Here is a 16,722-nt window from a genome sequence, read left to right as displayed (position 1 = left end):
GCGGTTATTAGACACGGAACTGGCCGACCAGACGCTTCAGATCGCGTGCCAACCGCTCCAGTTCATCGCCCGCCCGGCGCGTCTCGCTGCTCTCGCGCGCGGTCTCTTCGGCCACATCGTTGATGGTGGTCATGTTGCGGTTGATCTCCTCGACGACTTGGCTCTGCTCCTCAGCCGCACTGGCGATCTCCGTGTTGACTTGGGTGATGGTGCCGACCGCCTCTTGGATCTCGTCGAGCACGGCTTCGGCTTGCGAGGCCTGTTCGACCGTCTCCTCGGTCTGCTGGTGGCCCTGCTCCATGGCCAGCCGAGCGCTGTCGGTCTCCTCCTGCAGGCTGACGATCATCTCCTGGATCTGCTGGGTCGACTCGTGGGTGCGGGTCGCAAGCTTGCGCACCTCGTCGGCGACGACAGCGAAGCCACGGCCCTGATCGCCGGCACGCGCCGCCTCGATAGCGGCGTTGAGGGCGAGCAGATTGGTCTGCTCGGCGATCTCACGAATCAGGTCGATGACGGTGCCGATCTGCGCGCTGTCATCGGCGAGTTTTTGGATCGCCTGGGCCGCCCGGCTGACATCGTCGGCCAAGTGGTTAATACCGGAGACGGTCTGCTGGACCACTCCTTTGCCGCGTTGGGCCGCCTCTTCGCCGGCGCGGGTCGCCTCGGCGGCGTGCTGAGCGTTGCGTGCGACCTCCTGTGCTGTCGAGGTCAGCTGATTCATAGCGGTAGCGACCTGTTCGACCTCCGAGCGTTGCCGCTCGATATTATCGTCGGTGCGTTCGGTGACCTGTGAGACCCGTTCGGCCGCGGTGTTAAGCTGATCGGCTGAGTCGATCACCTGTGCGATCAAGTCGTGGAAGACGGCCATCGAGCAGTTGAAGGCGCTCGCGACCTCGCCGATCTCATCCTTGCGCTGATCGTTCATACGGTGGCGTAAGTCGCCGAAGCCGCCGGCGATGGCGTTAAGGCTATCGGTCATCTCCCGAATTGGGAAGGTCACAAAACGCTGAATGAAGAGGTAGACAATCAACAGGAAGGGGAGGCTGAGCAGCACAGCGATCCCCCACATCGTCATGCCGAAGCCAACGACCGCAGTGTTGACGTCCTCCAGCGAGATCTCCATGGTCACCGCACCGAGTACCGCGCCGCGCAGGTGCTCGCCGTGGCAGTCGACACAGTTCTTGCCGAGAAAGTCCTCTTCGTTGAAGTTCGGCAGCACCGCCCGAATCGCTTGCCCGCCGTCGATTTGCTCGATATGCGGCTCGCCGGTGCGCAGCACCCGCTCCTCAATCTCATCTTGGGCGCGTTGCTCCGCCGGCCCTTCGCCGTAGAGCTCGCGGGTGGCGTCGGCGCGGACAACGCGCAGCCCGCTGACGTTGGGCAGCTCGCGAATCTGTGTGAGGAAGGCGTCGCGCTGATCGATGGTGCCGGTCCACATCATTGCGGTGAGGCCGGCCATGGTCATCTGGTTCATGGTGTCGGTGAACTCGACGGCCTGATCGACCGCGACATTGCGCTGCTCCCACGACGCATAGGCGATCATCAGCGTCCAGGTCAATACCAGCATCGCCCAGATCGCGATCAACAAACGGATCCAAATCTTCACGTCGTGGATACGTCGCAGCAGCCCCTTCATTAAAGCACCTCTAAGCCTTATGTTTGTCAGCGCAACCCGGTGCCGCTAGCGCCCGAGCCCCGGAGGCATCCCGCCGGCACCCGGTCCGCCACCGCCGCCCATCAGCCGCTGTGCCAGACGTTGCATGCCCCCCTTCTTCTTGATCTGTTTCATCATCTTTTGCATCTGCTTAAACTGCTTGAGCAGCCGATTGACATCTTGCACCGGCACCCCCGAGCCGTCGGCAATCCGCCGCTTGCGCGAGCCGTTGATGATGTCGGGGCGGGTGCGTTCGGCCGGGGTCATGGAGTCGATCATAGCGAGCTGCCGCCGCACAAAGCGATCATCGAGTTGATCTTTAATCTGATCGGCATGTTGTCCCATCCCAGGCATCTTATCAACCAGACTGCCCAATCCGCCCATCTGATTGATCTGCAGCATCTGTTCGCGGAAGTCCTCCAGATCGAACCCTTTGCCGCCTTTGCGCAGCTTTTGCTCCAGCCGCTTCGCCTTCTCCTGATCGACGGAGCGCTCCACCTCTTCGACCAGGCTGACGACATCCCCTTTGCCGAGGATGCGCGAGGCGATGCGATCGGGGTGGAACGGCTCCAGCGCGTCGGTCTTCTCGCCGATGCCGAGAAACTTGATCGGCGCTCCGGTGATCTGGCGCACGGAGAGGGCCGCACCGCCGCGCGCATCGCCATCGGCCTTGGTCAGGATAACGCCGGTCAGCGGCAGCGCTTCGCCGAAAGCCTGCGCTGTCTTCGCGGCATCTTGACCCGTCATGGCGTCGACGACGAAGAGCGTCTCGGCTGGATCGACGGCCCGGTGCAGCCGCTTGACCTCATCCATCATCGCTTCGTCGATGGTCAGCCGCCCGGCGGTATCGACGAGGACGACATCGAAGTAGTGGCGGCGGGCGTGATCGACCGCTTGCCGTGCCATGCGCTGTGGATCGCCCCCGGAGCTGACCGGGAAAGCCTCGACGCCGACCTGCTTAGCCAGGGTTGCCAGTTGCTCGATGGCCGCTGGTCGATAGACGTCGCAGCTGACCACCAGCACCTTTTTCTTCTCGCGCTCGGTCAAGTAGCGCGCCAGCTTGCCGATCGAGGTCGTCTTACCGGAGCCTTGCAGGCCGGCCATGAGGATCACCGCCGGCGGTTGGACGTTGAGGTTGAGTGGTACGGCGGCCTCACCCATGACCCGCACCAACTCATCCTGCACGATCTTGATAAAGGCCTGGCCCGGGGTCAGGCTCTTGGCGACCTCCGCCCCCAGGGCGCGTTTTTTGACCTCTTCGGTAAAGCTGCGCACCACCGGGAGAGCCACATCGGCCTCGAGCAGGGCCATGCGGACTTCACGCACGGTCTCCTGGATGTTCTCCTCGGTGATCCGGCCCTGCCCGCGCATGCGCTGGGCAACAGAATCGAGACGACCGCTAAGATTATCGAACATATGCGCTGCCTAAGTCTTTGAGTTCTCAGAGAGCCAACGGGCGCTGAGTGGTTGGCGGCGGTGGAACGCCGGTCAGGATACCAGTGATCGCCACTATTATACGGGTCAAGAGCGCCTCGGCAGAAGCGGAGCTTTGCAATAGGCTATTGCAATAGGCTTTGCGACGCTCGGGAAGTATGCGATGATGCGAGGATTATGTACGAACTCGCCCTAACGACTATTACGGCACTGCTCTATCTGGCTGCGGCTGGTGCGATCGGTGCGCGTATCCTCTACGGTGAGGAGCGTGGCCCGGCCCGTTCGACCGGTTTGGCGCTGGCTGCTGCGGCAGTCGGTATCCATGCGGTGGTCGTCGCCGAGACGACTTGGGTCGGTGCCGAGCTGAACCTCTGCTTCTTCAATGCCCTGTCGCTGGTCTCGTGGATCACCTGTGCCGGCGTGGTGGTCGTTAGCTTGCGCCAGCGCATCGAGCACCTTGGGGTGTTGCTTTGGCCGCTGGCTGCTGGGGCGGTGCTGGGTACTCTCTTCTCTAGCCCCGATCCGACCGTTACGCGCGATCCGCTGCTGACGACCCACATTGTCATCTCGATGACCGCCTACGCCATACTGCTCGCCGCCGTACTGCAGGCGTTGGTGCTCGCGCTGCTCGACTACCGGTTGCGCCACCGTCGCCCGGTCGGCTTTGGTTTTGTGCGGCGCTTGCCGGCGCTGCGCACCATGGAAAAGCAGCTCTTTTGGATGGTCACGGTCGGCTTCAGTGCCTTGACCATCTCGTTGGCGACCGGGCTCGGCTTCTTCTTCGAGGAGGTTGTCGAGGGCGGAATGATCCATAAGACCTCGTTATCGATCGCCTCGTGGATTGCCTTCGGCGTTTTGCTCATCGGGCACACCTTCTGGGGGTGGCGCGGGCAGACCGCGGTGCGCTGGACGCTGATCGGTTTTGGTGCGCTGATGCTCGGCTACTTCGGCTCGAAGTTCGTCCTTGAGTTGATTCTGCAGGGGTAGTGGAGAGAGGGGCGGCGGGCCGCTTGTTGGCCCTCTCTTTTGGCTCTCTGTTGCCCTTGACACGAGGCTGGAAGCCTGTACAATGCGGCGGCACAGTAAGCAGGCGCGTAGCTCAGCTGGTTAGAGCACCACCTTGACATGGTGGGGGTCGGTGGTTCGAGTCCACTCGCGCCTACCAGACTGCGCCGCAGTGCTCCGCTTACGGCCGCGCGGCGGCCGTGGCGACAGCAAGGCGGCCTTTCTTTTTTGTGGCGACAGCACTGTGGCAGCAGATAAGTTTACCTTGGTCCTAGACCCCCGGTCCTAGCGATCCCAATGGATCACCGCGCAGCAGGCTAACCGCACCCCGTCGCAGTGGCCATCGGCCTTCATGCCGGCCTTGGCTAGGCGCGCCGGGCGTTGCACGTGGCCCCTCGTATCGGCCACCACTGTTGGAGAGCGTTGCACCCCATGCCCAGTATCACCCTCCCAGACGGTTCACAAAGAGCGTTCGATCACCCCGTCACTGTTCGCGAGATCGCCGAGTCGATCGGCCGTAAGCTCGCCAAGGATGCGGTCGCCGGCCGCGTCAACGGCCAGCTCGTCGACCTAAGCCACCCCGTAACCGACGACGCCACGGTGGCCATCATCACCGTGAACGATCCCGACGGGCTCGAAGTGATCCGCCACTCGACTGCTCACCTGATGGCTCAGGCCGTTAAGCAGCTCCACCCGGAGCTGCAGGTAACCATCGGTCCGACGGTCGATAACGGCTTTTACTACGACTTCGGCACTGAGCACACCCTGACCGAGGAGCAGCTGGCCACCATCGAGCAGCGCATGGGCGAGCTCGCCGAGGCCGATCAGCCAGTGCAGCGCGAGGTCTGGGCGCGTGATGAGGCGAGGCGCTTCTTTCAGGAGCAGGGCGAGCACTACAAGGTGCAGATCATCGACGATCTGCCGGCGGGCGAGACGATCAGCCTCTACCGCCAGGGCGATTTTGTCGATCTCTGCCGCGGCCCGCACGTCCCGAGCACCGGCAAGCTCAAGGCCTTTAAGCTGACGAAGGTCGCCGGCGCCTACTGGCGCGGCGATCAAAACAACGAGATGCTGCAGCGCCTCTACGGCACCGCTTGGCCCGATCGCAAGCAGCTTAAGGCCTATCTCAAGCGCCTCGAAGAGGCCGAGAAGCGCGATCACCGGCGCCTCGGCCGCACGCTCGATCTCTTCCACGTCCAGGAAGAGTCGCCGGGGATGGTCTTTTGGCACCCGCCGGGGTGGCGCCTCTATCTCGAGGTCGAGGGCTTTATCCGCCGCCTGATGCGCGATAACGGCTATCACGAGGTGCGCACGCCGCTGCTTGTCGATCGCAGCCTGTGGGAGCGCTCCGGGCACTGGGCGATGTTCGCCGAGAACATGTTCGTTACCGAGTCGGAGTCGCGCGACTACGCCGTGAAGCCGATGAACTGCCCCTGCCACGTCGAGATCTTCAAACAGGGGCTTAAGAGCTACCGCGACTTGCCGCTGCGGCTCGCCGAGTTCGGCGCCTGCCACCGCAACGAGCCCTCGGGTACGCTGCACGGACTGATGCGCGTGCGCGGTTTTGTCCAGGATGATGCCCACATCTTCTGCACCGAAGAGCAGATTCAGAGCGAGGTGCGGACCTTTATCGACCTGGTCTTTCAGGCCTACCGTCACTTCGGCTTCGATGACATTATCGTGGCCCTCTCGACCCGCCCCGATGAGCGCGTCGGCGACGATGCGATCTGGGATAAGGCCGAGCAAGCACTGGCCGACGCCCTGCACGAACACGGCCTCGATTACCAGCTACAGCCGGGCGAGGGCGCCTTCTACGGCCCGAAGATCGAGTTCTCGCTGCGCGATTGCCTGGAGCGCGTCTGGCAGCTCGGCACCATTCAGGTCGACTTCTCGATGCCGGGCCGGCTCGGGGCGCAGTTTGTCGACGAGGAGGGCGAGCGGCGCACGCCGGTGATGCTCCATCGTGCCATTCTCGGCTCGCTTGAGCGGTTTATCGGGATCTTGATCGAGCACTACGGCGGTGCTCTGCCGACGTGGCTGGCACCGACCCAGGCCGTCGTGCTGAATATCACCGATCGTCAAAGTGAGTATGCGCAACAAATTGCCGCAACGTTGCGTGAACGCGGATTTCGCGCCCATGCCGACTTGAGGAATGAGAAGATCGGCTATAAAATCCGCGAGCATACCTTGCAGAAGGTGCCCTACATGCTTGTGCTTGGAGACCGAGAACTGGATACGGAGAGTGTTGCCGTGCGCCTGCGTGACGGAACCGACCTCGGCTCCATGAGCCTTGAGGAGTTCGCGGTGCGAATGCAGGATGAGATCTCGCACCCCGGCCGTAATACGGAGGATTAGAGGATCGCAACTAGAGCGAAACGCGGTCAGCGCACCAGCGGCGGAAGCAACGACCGCCGGATCAATGAACAGATCATTGCGCCTCAGGTCCGCTTGATCGGCGGTGATGGTGAACAGGTCGGCGTTATTCCGACAGAGCAGGCGCTGGCACAGGCCGAAGAGGAGGGGCTCGATCTTGTCGAGATCGACGGCAATGCCGATCCGCCGGTCTGTCGCGCCATGGACTATGGCAAGTTCAAGTTCGAGCAGAGCAAGAAGCAACAGGCAGCGCGCAAGAAGCAAAAGCAGATTCAGGTCAAGGAGGTCAAACTCCGACCGGGGACCGACGAGGGCGACTTCCAGGTCAAGTTACGCAACTTGCGGCGCTTCCTTGACGATGGCGATAAGGCCAAAGTCACCATCCGCTTCCGCGGTCGTGAGATGGCTCACCAAGAGCTCGGCAAGCGTCTGCTCGATCGAATTGAGCAGGAACTTGAAGATATCGCGGTCGTCGATCAGCGCCCCCGCATGGAGGGGCGGTTGATGGTGATGATGATGAGCCCTCGCAAGGGCAAGTAGTAGCGCGACGATGAACCCAGCGGCGGGCGCGCACCGCTCCACAGCGGCGCGCTCGCTTCTTTTTCGTTTTACGGGAGGCAGATCATGCCCAAGCTCAAGACCAACCGTGGCGCAGCGAAGCGCTTCAAGGTGAAGCCCTCGGGGCGGATCGTTCGCGCCCGCTCCAACCACAGCCACATCCTGACGAAGAAAGATCCGAAGCGGAAGCGCCGGCTCAGCGAGTTGACCGAGGTCCACCCGAGCGATGTGGCCATGGTGCGGCGCATGCTCGCGGAGTAAGGAGCCGGCGAAGCCGGCGGGGCGCGCAGCAGCGCACGGCATCAATGAAAGTGAAGTGAAGGGAGCTTCATCATGGCACGAGTCAAGCGGGGCGTGGTTAGTCGCGCCAAGCATAAAAAGGTTCTGAAGGCGGCCAAGGGCTACTACGGCATGCGCCGTAAGTCGTTTCGTATCGCCCGGCAACAGGTCATCAAATCGGGCCAGTACGCCTACCGTGATCGCCGGCAGCGCAAGCGCGACTTTCGGCGGCTGTGGATCCAGCGGATCAATGCCGCGGCGCGCCTGCATGGTCTCTCATACAGCCGCATGATCAACGGGTTGCACCAAGCTGGTATCGAGGTCGATCGGAAGCAGTTGGCCGACCTGGCGGTGCACGAGCCGCAGGCTTTCGCCGCCTTGGCGGAGCGGGCGCAGGGCGCCCTGGCTGCCGCCAGCTAACGGCGGGCCGCGCGAAGATGGGCGCTGAGCAGCATCCAGACGATCTCGAAGCACTGACGCGCAAGGCCGAAGCGGCGGTGGCTGCCGCTTCCGAGCTCGCCGAGCTCGACGCTACGCGCGTTGCTTATCTCGGAAAGAAGGGTAAGCTGACCGCTCTGCTCAAGGGGCTCGGTCAGCTGCCTGCTGAGCAGCGTCCGGCCGCCGGTGCCGCGATCAACGCCGCCAAACAGCGGCTCTCTGAGCACATCGAAGAGCGGCGCACTGAGTTAGAGCGCGCCGAGTTGGAGCGGCGCCTCAGTGCTGAGCGCATCGATGTCACCTTGCCGGGACGCGGCCTGGAGCGCGGCGCCCTGCACCCGGTGACGCGAACGCTAGAGCGCATCGGTACGATCTTCGCCGGTGCCGGCTACCGCAGCGCGGAAGGCCCCGAGGTCGAGGACGATCGGCACAACTTCGAGGCGCTGAACATCCCCGCTCACCACCCAGCGCGGGCGATGCACGATACTTTCTACTTCGATGCCACGCGGCTGCTACGCACCCACACCTCGCCGGTGCAGATCCGTGTCATGGAGCGCGAAGGTGCGCCGATTCGTATCATCGCCCCGGGGCGGGTCTATCGCTGCGACTCCGATCTCACTCACACGCCGATGTTTCACCAGGTCGAGGGGCTGCTGATCGATCGTAACGTCAGCCTCGCTGATCTTAAGAGCGTGCTTCATGAGTTTCTCAGCGCCTTTTTCGAGCGTGCAGTGGCGATCCGCTTTCGTCCCTCCTACTTCCCCTTTACCGAGCCCTCCGCCGAGGTCGATGTTGAGTGCGTGATCTGTGGTGGCGGCGGCTGTCGCGTCTGTAAAAACTCCGGTTGGCTGGAGGTGCTGGGCTGCGGCATGGTTCACCCGGCGGTCTTTGAGCACGCCGGGCTGGATGCCGAGCGCTGGACGGGCTATGCCTTTGGTATGGGCGTCGAGCGACTGGCCATGCTGCGCTACGGCGTCGACGATCTGCGACTCTTCTTCGATAACGATCTGCGCTTCCTTGGCCAATTTCGCTAACCCTGATCCTGCAGTAAGGAAGCCCCATGCGTGTAAGTGAGCAGTGGCTGCGTGAGTGGGTCGATCCGGGCCTGACCACTCAGGAGCTGGCAAGCGCCTTGACCATGGCCGGGCTTGAGGTCGACGCCGTTGAACCGGCGGCTCCGCCCTTGCGCGGTGTCGTCGTCGGCGAGATCGTCGCCTGCGCGCCCCATCCGGCGGGCGATCATCTGCAGATTTGCCAGGTCGATGCTGGCGGCGACGGCCCCCCCGTCGAGGTCGTCTGCGCGGCACCCAATGCGCGCCTCGGCCTGTGCGCGCCGCTCGCCTTAGAGGGAGCGGAGATCGCCGAGGGGCGTCGGGTCGAGGCTGCGACCGTGCGCGGTGTCGTCTCTCATGGGATGCTCTGCTCGGCGGCTGAGCTGGGGCTCGGCGACGATCACAGTGGGCTGCTGGAGTTGCCGAGCGATCTGCCGCCTGGGACCGATCTCTACATAGCCCTGGGGCTTGAGGATACGGTCTTCGAGATCGATCTGACACCGAACCGCGCCGATTGTCTCGGTATGATCGGGGTTGCGCGTGAGGTCGCAGCGATCACGGAGGCGCCGCTGAACGTGCAGCGGCCTCCGGCGGTTGGCGCTGGCTGCGAGGATCGCGTGGCGGTTGAATTGGCCGCCGCGCCTGATTGCCCACACTACTGCGGCCGTGTCATCCGCACCATTAACGCCCGTGCCGAGACTCCGTTGTGGATGCGCGAGCGGTTGCGTCGGGCGGGGATTCGCTGCGTCTCGGCGGTGGTCGATATCACCAACTATGTCCTGCTTGAGTTCGGGCAACCGATGCACGCCTTCGACTTAGGGCGCTTAGCGCCGCCAGTCGTGGTGCGGCGGGCGCGCTCCGGCGAGTCGCTGACGCTGCTCGGCGGTGAGTCGGTGGCGCTCGATGAGGAGGTCTTGGTGATTACCGATCGCAGTGGTCCGATCGCCTTCGCCGGCGTCATGGGCGGGGCTTCGACTGCGGTCAGCGATGAGACGCGCGACGTCTTTCTTGAGGCGGCCTTTTTCAACCCGGCTACCGTTGCTGGGCGCGCCCGGCGCTTCGGTCTGCATACGGATGCATCGCACCGTTTCGAGCGCGGCGTCGATTTTGCCATCGCCCGCCACGCCTGTGAGCGCGCAACCAGCCTCATCATAGAGATCTGCGGCGGCGTCCCGGGGCCGTTGCAAGAGACCAGTGAGCTGAGCGAATTGCCGCAGCGTGCACCGATCACGCTGCGCCGGGAGCGTCTAGAAGGGCTCCTCGGCTGGTCGCTAGAGCCAGCCACGGTCAGTGCGATGCTCAAGCGACTTGGTACGGAGCCCGAGGAGACACCCTTCGGCTGGCGGGCGCAGCCGCCGAGCTGGCGCTTCGATCTGGCTCGCGAGGTCGATCTGATTGAGGAGATCGCCCGTCTCTACGGCTACGATGCGATCCCTGAGCACCCGCTGCAGGCGCCGCTGCATGTGGCAAGCGCTCCAGAACAACAACTCGGCAGCGAAGATCTGCGCCAAACTCTGGTCGAGCGCGGCTACTTCGAGGCGATCACCTACGCCTTCGTCGATCCGGCCCTGCAGCAGCGTCTCGATCCCGAGTGCCCACCGCTGTCGCTTGCCAATCCGCTGTCGAGCGAGTTGGCGGTGATGCGCACCTCGCTGTGGCCGGGGCTGCTTAAGGCGATGCAGCACAATCAGCACCGGCAGCACGAGCGGGTGCGCCTCTTTGAGCACGGCTGTGTCTTTCGCGGCAGCCTCGATCAGTTGCAGCAGCCGGCCATGCTCGCTGGCGCTTGTTGCGGCCCGTTCTACCCGGAGCAGTGGGACGGCTCACGCCGCGGCGTCGATTTCTACGATCTTAAGGCCGACCTCGAAGCCTTGATTGCGCGCACCGGTGCCGCGTCCGAATTCACCTTCCAGGGCGCTCGGCATCCGGCGCTCCACCCGGGGCAGTGCGCGCGTATCGAGCGCGCCGGGAGGCCGGTCGGCTGGCTCGGCACCTTGCACCCGGAGCACGCCGCAGCCTTAGAACTGCAAGGACAGCCGGTCCTTTTTGAGATCGCTCTTGAGGCGCTGAGCGAGGCCGAACTGCCGGCGTTCCGTCCAATCTCGCGCTATCCGGCGATTCGCCGTGATCTCGCCCTCGTCGTTGCCGATACGGTGCCGGCAGGAGAACTCCTCAAAGCGGCCCAGGCAGCCGCCGGATCGCTCGCCGTCGATGCCGTGCTCTTCGATGTCTATCGCGGCCAAGGGGTCCCGGAGGGGTCGAAAAGTATTGCCATGGGCTTGATATTACAGGATTATTCACGCACGCTGAGGGACGAGGACGTGGAGCAGGCGATGCGCTGCGTCGTCGACTGCCTACAGAGTGCGTATCAGGCAAGTTTAAGAGGGGAGTAGGATGTCTTTGACCAAGGCGGATATGGCAGAGCGGCTTTTTGCTGAAGTGGGGTTGAATAAGCGCGAAGCGAAGGAGCTGGTCGAGCTCTTTTTCGAGGAGATTCGTGTCGCACTCGAGAGCGGTGAACCGGTCAAACTCTCCGGCTTCGGTAATTTTGAGCTGCGTGATAAGAACGAGCGCCCTGGGCGCAACCCGAAAACCGGAGAGGAAATCCCGATCTCCGCCCGGCGCGTGGTTACTTTCCGCCCCGGTCAAAAGCTAAAGAGCCGTGTCGAGGGTCATGTCGGAGCCCGAGAAGAGTAGCAGCGATGACTTCCCGCCGATCCCCGCGAAGCGCTACTTCACGATCGGCGAGGTCGGCGATCTCTGCGCCGTCAAGCCACACGTCCTGAGATACTGGGAGCAAGAGTTCCCGCAGCTCAGCCCGGTGAAGCGGCGCGGCAATCGCCGCTACTACCAGCGTCAAGACGTCATCTTGATCCGTCGCATCCGCACCCTGCTCTACGACGAGGGGTTCACCATCGGCGGGGCGCGGCAGAAACTCGAGAGCGATGAAGAGCGCGAGGATGCGCGCGAGAGTCAGCAGATCATCCGGCAGCTGCGCACCGAACTCGAAGGTATCCTTGCTATCCTGAAGCGCTAGTCAGCAGCCGAAGCCAGTCCGCCCGCCCAGCCCGCCATGCGCGGTACACCTGCTGGGCAGCGACTTGCCCCTGAACCTCGACCTGCAAAACCCAGCGCCTCGATCCTCAGTCCTCACCACCCCCCTGCCTTGCCTTCATCGCCGGGAATCGGTAGCATAACCTTCCACGACACGGGGCGTAGCGCAGTCTGGTAGCGCACCTGCATGGGGTGCAGGTGGTCGCAGGTTCAAATCCTGCCGCCCCGACCAATCTCCCTTCAGTACCCTTGCCTGCCTTGTTGGCCGCCGCGCTGACAGACGGCCCCCTAGCGCGGTGCCCCCGAGGCGTCAAAGAGATCTTCGAAGAGCGGGCCGCTCAGATAGCGTTCGCCTGAGTCGGGCAGAATCGTCACGATCGTCTTGCCGGCGTTCTCCTCCCGCTGCGCGAGTGCTACAGCGACGGCGACGGCGGCACCGCTAGAGATTCCCGAAAGGATTCCCTCTTCGCGAGCGAGGCGGCGGGCGAAGTGGATCGCCTCGCCGCTTTCGACCCTCTCGACCGCATCGACCAGCGACAGGTCGAGCACCTTGGGGACGAAGCCGGCACCGATGCCCTGGATCTGATGCGGCGCAGGCTGCGCCGGCTCTCCGGCGAGGGTCTGCGACAGCACCGGGCTCTCCGCCGGCTCCACGGCGATGCTGTGGAGGGCGCGGCTGCGACCGTACTTAAAGTAGCGCGCGATGCCGGTTAGGGTGCCGCCGGTGCCGACGCCCGAGACCAAAAGATCGACGTTGCCGTCGGTCGCTTGCCAGATCTCCGGTCCGGTGGTGCGTTCGTGGATGGCCGAGTTGGCCGGGTTGTCGAACTGTTGCAGCAGCACGAAGCGATCGGGCTCGCTTGCGGCGATCTCCTCGGCCTTGGCGACGGCGCCCGCCATCCCCTTGGCGGCCTCGGTGAGGACCAGCTTGGCCCCGAAGGCGAGCAGCAGTTTGCGCCGCTCCAGGCTCATGCTCTCCGGCATGGTCAGGGTCAGCGGGATGCCTTTGGCGGCGGCGACGAAGGCCAGCGCGATGCCGGTGTTGCCGCTCGTCGGTTCGACCAGCTCTCGACCGGGGCCGAGCAGCCCGCGTTGTTCGGCGTCCCAGATGAGTGCGGCACCGACGCGGCACTTCACCGAGTAGGCCGGATTGCGGCCTTCGATCTTGGCCAGCACGGTGGCATGAGCGCCCTCTGTCAGCCGGTTGAGGCGCACCAGAGGCGTGTTACCGATCGCTGCCGCGTTGTCGCTATACCAGCTAGGCATGCAATGACTCCTCCTCGGTTGAGCGCTCTGAGAAGCTCTTAGCTCTTAGCTCTTAGCTCTTAGCTCTTAGCTCTTAGCTCTTAGCTCTTAGCTCTTAGCTCTTAGCTCTTAGCTAGGCGCTGGCGCACCGTTTCACTCAGGGCGTGGTAGTCTTGGTTGCCGCGGCTACGGGGAGCGTAGGTGCGGATCGGTTCACCGGCAGCGAAGGCCTCCGCTAGCTTGATGTCGCTGCGGATGCTCCCGAGCAGCCGTTCAGCCCCAAACTGCTGCGCGACCTGTTCGCAGACCCGGCGGTGCTGGCCGATGCGCGGGTCGACCATAATCGGCACCAGACCGAGTAGGCGCAGATTCGCATTGCTGCTCATGGCTACCCGGAAAAAGACCCGCGCCAGCTGTTTAACGCCTTCACCGGCCAATGGGTGGGGAACAAAGGGGATCAGTGCTAGGGTGGCGGCGGAGAGGGCGTTGAGCAGCAGTCGGTCGAGCGACGGCGGCGAGTCGATAATCACCACATCGTAGCGCCCTATAAGCGCCGGATCTGCGAGCGCACGGGCCAAAATCTGGTCATCATCCGGGGTCGCACCGTGTTGGAAGTCGGTGCTTCCGGGGGCGATCTCTAGGCCCTCATAAGCGGTCGGGTGAATCGTCGCCGAAAGCAAGGTACCGGGAGTGTCAAAGAGCCGATGGACGGCGGGGCGCTCAGTGGTTACCGCGACCCCAAGCCCCAAAGCGCAGTGGCTCTGGGTGTCGAGATCGATCAACAGGGTGGTACTGCCCGCCGCTGCGCACTCAGCGGCTAGGTTGACCGCGGTGGTCGTCTTGCCGGTGCCGCCCTTGCGGTTGCTGACGACAATGACGGGGCAGCGTGTGGGGCTGGACGTGGCGTCGGCTGTGGCGTCGGTGGAGTTGGCGTCGGTGGCAGTCATCGGGATAAGCAGCCGGTAACGGCTTGGCGCAATTGATCGCGGGTAAAGGGTTTAACGAGTGTAGCCGTTGCCCCCATCAGTGAGGCCGATTCGAGATTAAACGCAGAGGTGATAGAGCGCCGCCCACCGGACATGGCGATCAGCGGGATTGTGTTCTCCTGCTCCTTGAGCGTGTTGATTAACTCGATGCCATCACCGCCCGGCATCAGGATATCGGTGATGATTAAATCCGGCTGGCGAGATTGCAGCATGGCCAAAGCTTCATTGCCGTTGCAGGCGGTGACGACCTGATGACCGTCTCGACTCAGCATCTCTTCCAGCATGGTGCGCAGCGTCTCATCGTCATCGACAACCAATACAGTGGCCACTTTGGGTCCTCCTTGATTAGCCAGCGATTTAGAATAGCTCAATACGTGGTCCGGTCGTGCTGTTATTGCTAGCCGCCGTCGAACTGCTGCCGTCGACTGCTTGGTCTGTCGGAGTGGGCATTTGGTGTTTGGCTTCGTCCTCAAGGTAATCGGCTAGTAGGGTGCGCATCGCCGCCTGCAATTCGGGAATGTCGTCGTGGCCCGGGTTGGCACAGCAATCGTGGCGCTTCATGATGAGTTGCTGAATGCGGGTCAGCTGTTGACTCTCGACATCTTGATACTGAATGGCGCCGAGTATATCAGAGATCTGCTGAGCCAAATCGGCGTTGTGGCGCGTGACAACATGCAGCAGCGTTTTATAAAACTGCTGCATATCCTCATAGCTGTGTTGTACCTTTTGAAAGGCTTCGACTGCCTGAGTGGCCTTTTCCAAATGGTGGCGAGAGTCGCTCAGCTCACTGTCAGCTAGGCTGCGATCGACTGCGTGTAGTGCTTTATTAAGCCCTGATTCGATGGTATCCGCAGTCTCTTTAGCGCGGGTTGCTAGGGTGCGGACCTCTTGAGCCACCACCGCGAAGCCGCGACCAAACTCACCGGCACGGGCGGCCTCAATGGCAGCGTTGAGTGCCAGCAGATTGGTCTGCTCGCTGATCTCTTTAATGGCCCCTGCGAACCCCTCCAGCTGTTTGACTTCTGAGAGAATATCGTGGATGACATGAGTGTCCTTGCGGATTTTATCGGGCATCTCAAGAATAAAGCCGGCAATTTTATCGAGATCCTGAACGCTCTCACTGATCCCGTCAGCCATGGTGTCGGCGTTGGCCGTGGAGTTGTTTAGGTAGTTCACCAGCCGGTCGGCGGCGTGGTGGAGGTCGCCGGCCTGTTCAATGAGATGGAGCGAAGAGGCTTCGCTGTAGCGGACGGTGCGTCCGATATTCTCACTGACCGCTTGGTCGAGTTCGGCCGAGGCCATGAGGGCGCTGCGGCCCGCCTCGAGTTGGTACTCCGTGCTGATCAGCTCAAGGTCCATCTCGGCCATGGAGTGGCTGATGGCACCCGTATCGCGACGACTGGAGCGAAACAGGATCAAACTTGCCGACAAGTTAGTCGCCAGCAAGGTGAAGCCGACCAAAAGCGCTTGGACAGCAGGCTCATGCCACCCCAGCCACTCTGCAATGGCGGCCGGCCAGTGGTGGGTAAAGTAGATCAAGAGGGTGAGAAAGAGGGTGCCGGCTACCGTCGCGATCGCCATATTCCGCTGCAGCAGGCGTGATTGACGCCAAGAGGCTTCGGCCAAGCGGCGGCGGCGCTCACTGAGGTTAGCATCGTGCGTCGTCGCCACGTCAGGCCCCCGGTAAAACCTGCTTAATGACCTTAACCAGTTCCGAACCGCCGACCGGTTTGACCAGCCAACCGGTTGCCCCCAGTTTTTTGGCCTCGTCGCGCTTGCTTTGTTGGCTCTCGGTCGTTAGCGCCAGGATCGGGGTTCAAACAGTTGCAAAAATAGATAGACGAACATGCTTGTCTATGCCAATATTCTCCGCATGAAGAGTACCAAGTTAAGCGCGTGGGCGAAACAGAAGGGGATTGCGTACCGCACGGCTTGGAACTGGTACAAGTCCGGGCGATTGCCGGCGCATGCGTATCAAACGCCCACGGGCACCATCCTAGTCGAAGTGGACGACGAGGTGCAGACTGGGCGGGCCGCGCTCTATGCGCGCGTCTCCAGCCACGATCAAAAGCCGCAGCTGGATGGCCAGATTGCCCGTTGTCTGGCGTTTGCCAATGGCGCTGGCCTGAGTGTGGTACAGACCGTCACCGAGGTCGGCTCGGGGTTGAACGGGCATCGCAAGAAGCTGCTCGCCTTGCTGGCCGATCCCAAGGTGGATGTGATCGTGGTGGAGCATCGCGACAGGCTGATGCGCTTTGGTGCGGAGTATGTCGAGGCGGCTCTGGCCGCGCGCGGGGCGCGGTTGCTGGTGGTCGATGCTGAGGAGCTCACCGACGATCTGGTTGCCGACATGATTGCGGTGCTGACGTCCTTTTGCGCACGGCTTTACGGTCGGCGCTCGGCAGCGAACCGGGCGAAACGGCTGGTCGCACAGTGCCAGAACGACCCGGAGGTTGAGGCGTGAGCAAGCGCCCGGCTAAACTCCAGCGCACCTACCAAACGCGCCTTGACGATCCCGATGGGACGCTGGATGCGGCACTCGGCGCCTACGCCGATCTCTACGGTCAGGCCGAGCGTGCGCTCTTTGCCGACATTGCGCGCGGCTGCGATCCGGCGGCGCTGAAATCGCAGTACCTGGCGCGCT

17 protein-coding genes and 2 tRNA genes are annotated in these 16,722 nt (G+C 62.9%); 13 read left to right on the top strand and 6 right to left on the bottom strand.

What is annotated here, in order from left to right:
• Window positions 1-7: 7 nt before the first annotated feature.
• Entirely contained in the window at window positions 8-1,636 is a 1,629-nt protein-coding gene (locus CKO15_RS03935) for a methyl-accepting chemotaxis protein (RefSeq protein WP_200192730.1), read from the bottom strand.
• Between the two features lie 45 nt (window positions 1,637-1,681).
• Window positions 1,682-3,070 (bottom strand): signal recognition particle protein, encoded by a 1,389-nt coding sequence (gene ffh / locus CKO15_RS03930; RefSeq protein WP_200192728.1) that lies wholly within the window; start codon window positions 3,068-3,070, stop codon window positions 1,682-1,684.
• 195 nt (window positions 3,071-3,265) lie between these two features.
• Here ffh and CKO15_RS03925 point away from each other — a divergent pair, with 195 nt between their 5' ends.
• The 11 genes from CKO15_RS03925 to CKO15_RS03875 all read left to right on the top strand — a co-directional run bounded on the left by CKO15_RS03925 (window position 3,266) and on the right by CKO15_RS03875 (window position 12,079).
• Window positions 3,266-4,075, top strand: a complete 810-nt coding sequence (locus CKO15_RS03925) for a cytochrome C assembly family protein (protein WP_200192726.1) — start codon at window positions 3,266-3,268, stop codon at window positions 4,073-4,075.
• 101 nt (window positions 4,076-4,176) lie between these two features.
• Window positions 4,177-4,253 (top strand) — tRNA-Val (locus CKO15_RS03920).
• 272 nt (window positions 4,254-4,525) lie between these two features.
• Window positions 4,526-6,448: a threonine--tRNA ligase gene (gene thrS / locus CKO15_RS03915; protein WP_200192725.1), complete on the top strand. Its 1,923-nt coding sequence runs from the start codon at window positions 4,526-4,528 to the stop codon at window positions 6,446-6,448.
• Between the two features lie 3 nt (window positions 6,449-6,451).
• The gene (gene infC / locus CKO15_RS03910) at window positions 6,452-7,006 is read left to right on the top strand and encodes a translation initiation factor IF-3 (RefSeq protein ID WP_200192808.1); all 555 of its coding nucleotides are present in this window, start codon (window positions 6,452-6,454) and stop codon (window positions 7,004-7,006) included.
• Between the two features lie 84 nt (window positions 7,007-7,090).
• Window positions 7,091-7,285 (top strand): 50S ribosomal protein L35, encoded by a 195-nt coding sequence (gene rpmI / locus CKO15_RS03905; protein WP_200192723.1) that lies wholly within the window; start codon window positions 7,091-7,093, stop codon window positions 7,283-7,285.
• A gap of 72 nt (window positions 7,286-7,357) precedes the next feature.
• Window positions 7,358-7,723 (top strand): 50S ribosomal protein L20, encoded by a 366-nt coding sequence (rplT, locus tag CKO15_RS03900; RefSeq protein ID WP_200192721.1) that lies wholly within the window; start codon window positions 7,358-7,360, stop codon window positions 7,721-7,723.
• 17 nt (window positions 7,724-7,740) lie between these two features.
• Window positions 7,741-8,775 carry a phenylalanine--tRNA ligase subunit alpha gene (gene pheS, locus CKO15_RS03895; protein WP_200192719.1) on the top strand — a complete coding sequence of 345 codons (1,035 nt, stop codon included), beginning with the start codon at window positions 7,741-7,743 and terminating at the stop codon, window positions 8,773-8,775.
• 26 nt (window positions 8,776-8,801) lie between these two features.
• Entirely contained in the window at window positions 8,802-11,186 is a 2,385-nt protein-coding gene (gene pheT, locus CKO15_RS03890) for a phenylalanine--tRNA ligase subunit beta (protein WP_200192717.1), read from the top strand.
• A 1-nt stretch (window position 11,187) separates the two neighbouring features.
• The gene (ihfA, locus tag CKO15_RS03885; protein WP_200192716.1) at window positions 11,188-11,490 is read left to right on the top strand and encodes an integration host factor subunit alpha; all 303 of its coding nucleotides are present in this window, start codon (window positions 11,188-11,190) and stop codon (window positions 11,488-11,490) included.
• The gene (locus CKO15_RS03880) at window positions 11,468-11,830 is read left to right on the top strand and encodes a MerR family transcriptional regulator (RefSeq protein ID WP_200192714.1); all 363 of its coding nucleotides are present in this window, start codon (window positions 11,468-11,470) and stop codon (window positions 11,828-11,830) included. The genes ihfA and CKO15_RS03880 overlap by 23 nt, the downstream gene beginning before the upstream one ends.
• A 172-nt stretch (window positions 11,831-12,002) precedes the next feature.
• A tRNA-Pro gene (locus tag CKO15_RS03875) sits at window positions 12,003-12,079 on the top strand.
• Between the two features lie 56 nt (window positions 12,080-12,135).
• Here CKO15_RS03875 and cysK read toward each other — a convergent pair.
• The 4 genes from cysK to CKO15_RS14495 all read right to left on the bottom strand — a co-directional run bounded on the left by cysK (window position 12,136) and on the right by CKO15_RS14495 (window position 15,749).
• On the bottom strand, window positions 12,136-13,113 hold the full coding sequence (gene cysK, locus CKO15_RS03870) for a cysteine synthase A (RefSeq protein ID WP_200192712.1): 978 nt from the start codon (window positions 13,111-13,113) through the stop codon (window positions 12,136-12,138).
• A 101-nt stretch (window positions 13,114-13,214) separates the two neighbouring features.
• A complete protein-coding gene (locus CKO15_RS03865; RefSeq protein WP_200192710.1) occupies window positions 13,215-14,039 on the bottom strand; it encodes a ParA family protein in 825 nt (274 codons plus the stop codon).
• The gene (locus CKO15_RS03860) at window positions 14,036-14,407 is read right to left on the bottom strand and encodes a response regulator (RefSeq protein ID WP_200192708.1); all 372 of its coding nucleotides are present in this window, start codon (window positions 14,405-14,407) and stop codon (window positions 14,036-14,038) included. The genes CKO15_RS03865 and CKO15_RS03860 overlap by 4 nt, the downstream gene beginning before the upstream one ends.
• A gap of 28 nt (window positions 14,408-14,435) precedes the next feature.
• Window positions 14,436-15,749: a methyl-accepting chemotaxis protein gene (locus CKO15_RS14495; protein ID WP_200192706.1), complete on the bottom strand. Its 1,314-nt coding sequence runs from the start codon at window positions 15,747-15,749 to the stop codon at window positions 14,436-14,438.
• A 202-nt stretch (window positions 15,750-15,951) separates the two neighbouring features.
• Here CKO15_RS14495 and CKO15_RS03850 point away from each other — a divergent pair, with 202 nt between their 5' ends.
• Both CKO15_RS03850 and CKO15_RS03845 read left to right on the top strand, forming a co-directional pair.
• Window positions 15,952-16,542: an IS607 family transposase gene (locus tag CKO15_RS03850; RefSeq protein WP_200192806.1), complete on the top strand. Its 591-nt coding sequence runs from the start codon at window positions 15,952-15,954 to the stop codon at window positions 16,540-16,542.
• The coding region (locus tag CKO15_RS03845; RefSeq protein WP_200192704.1) for a hypothetical protein at window positions 16,539-16,722 on the top strand (184 nt) is incomplete at its 3' end. The genes CKO15_RS03850 and CKO15_RS03845, both read left to right, overlap by 4 nt.

Origin of the sequence: Halorhodospira abdelmalekii (assembly GCF_016583625.1) — a bacterium.
Taxonomy (GTDB): Bacteria; Pseudomonadota; Gammaproteobacteria; order Nitrococcales; family Halorhodospiraceae; genus Halorhodospira; species Halorhodospira abdelmalekii.
Note: the sequence above shows the minus strand (reverse complement) of the source record. Positions and strands in the feature narration are given on the sequence as shown.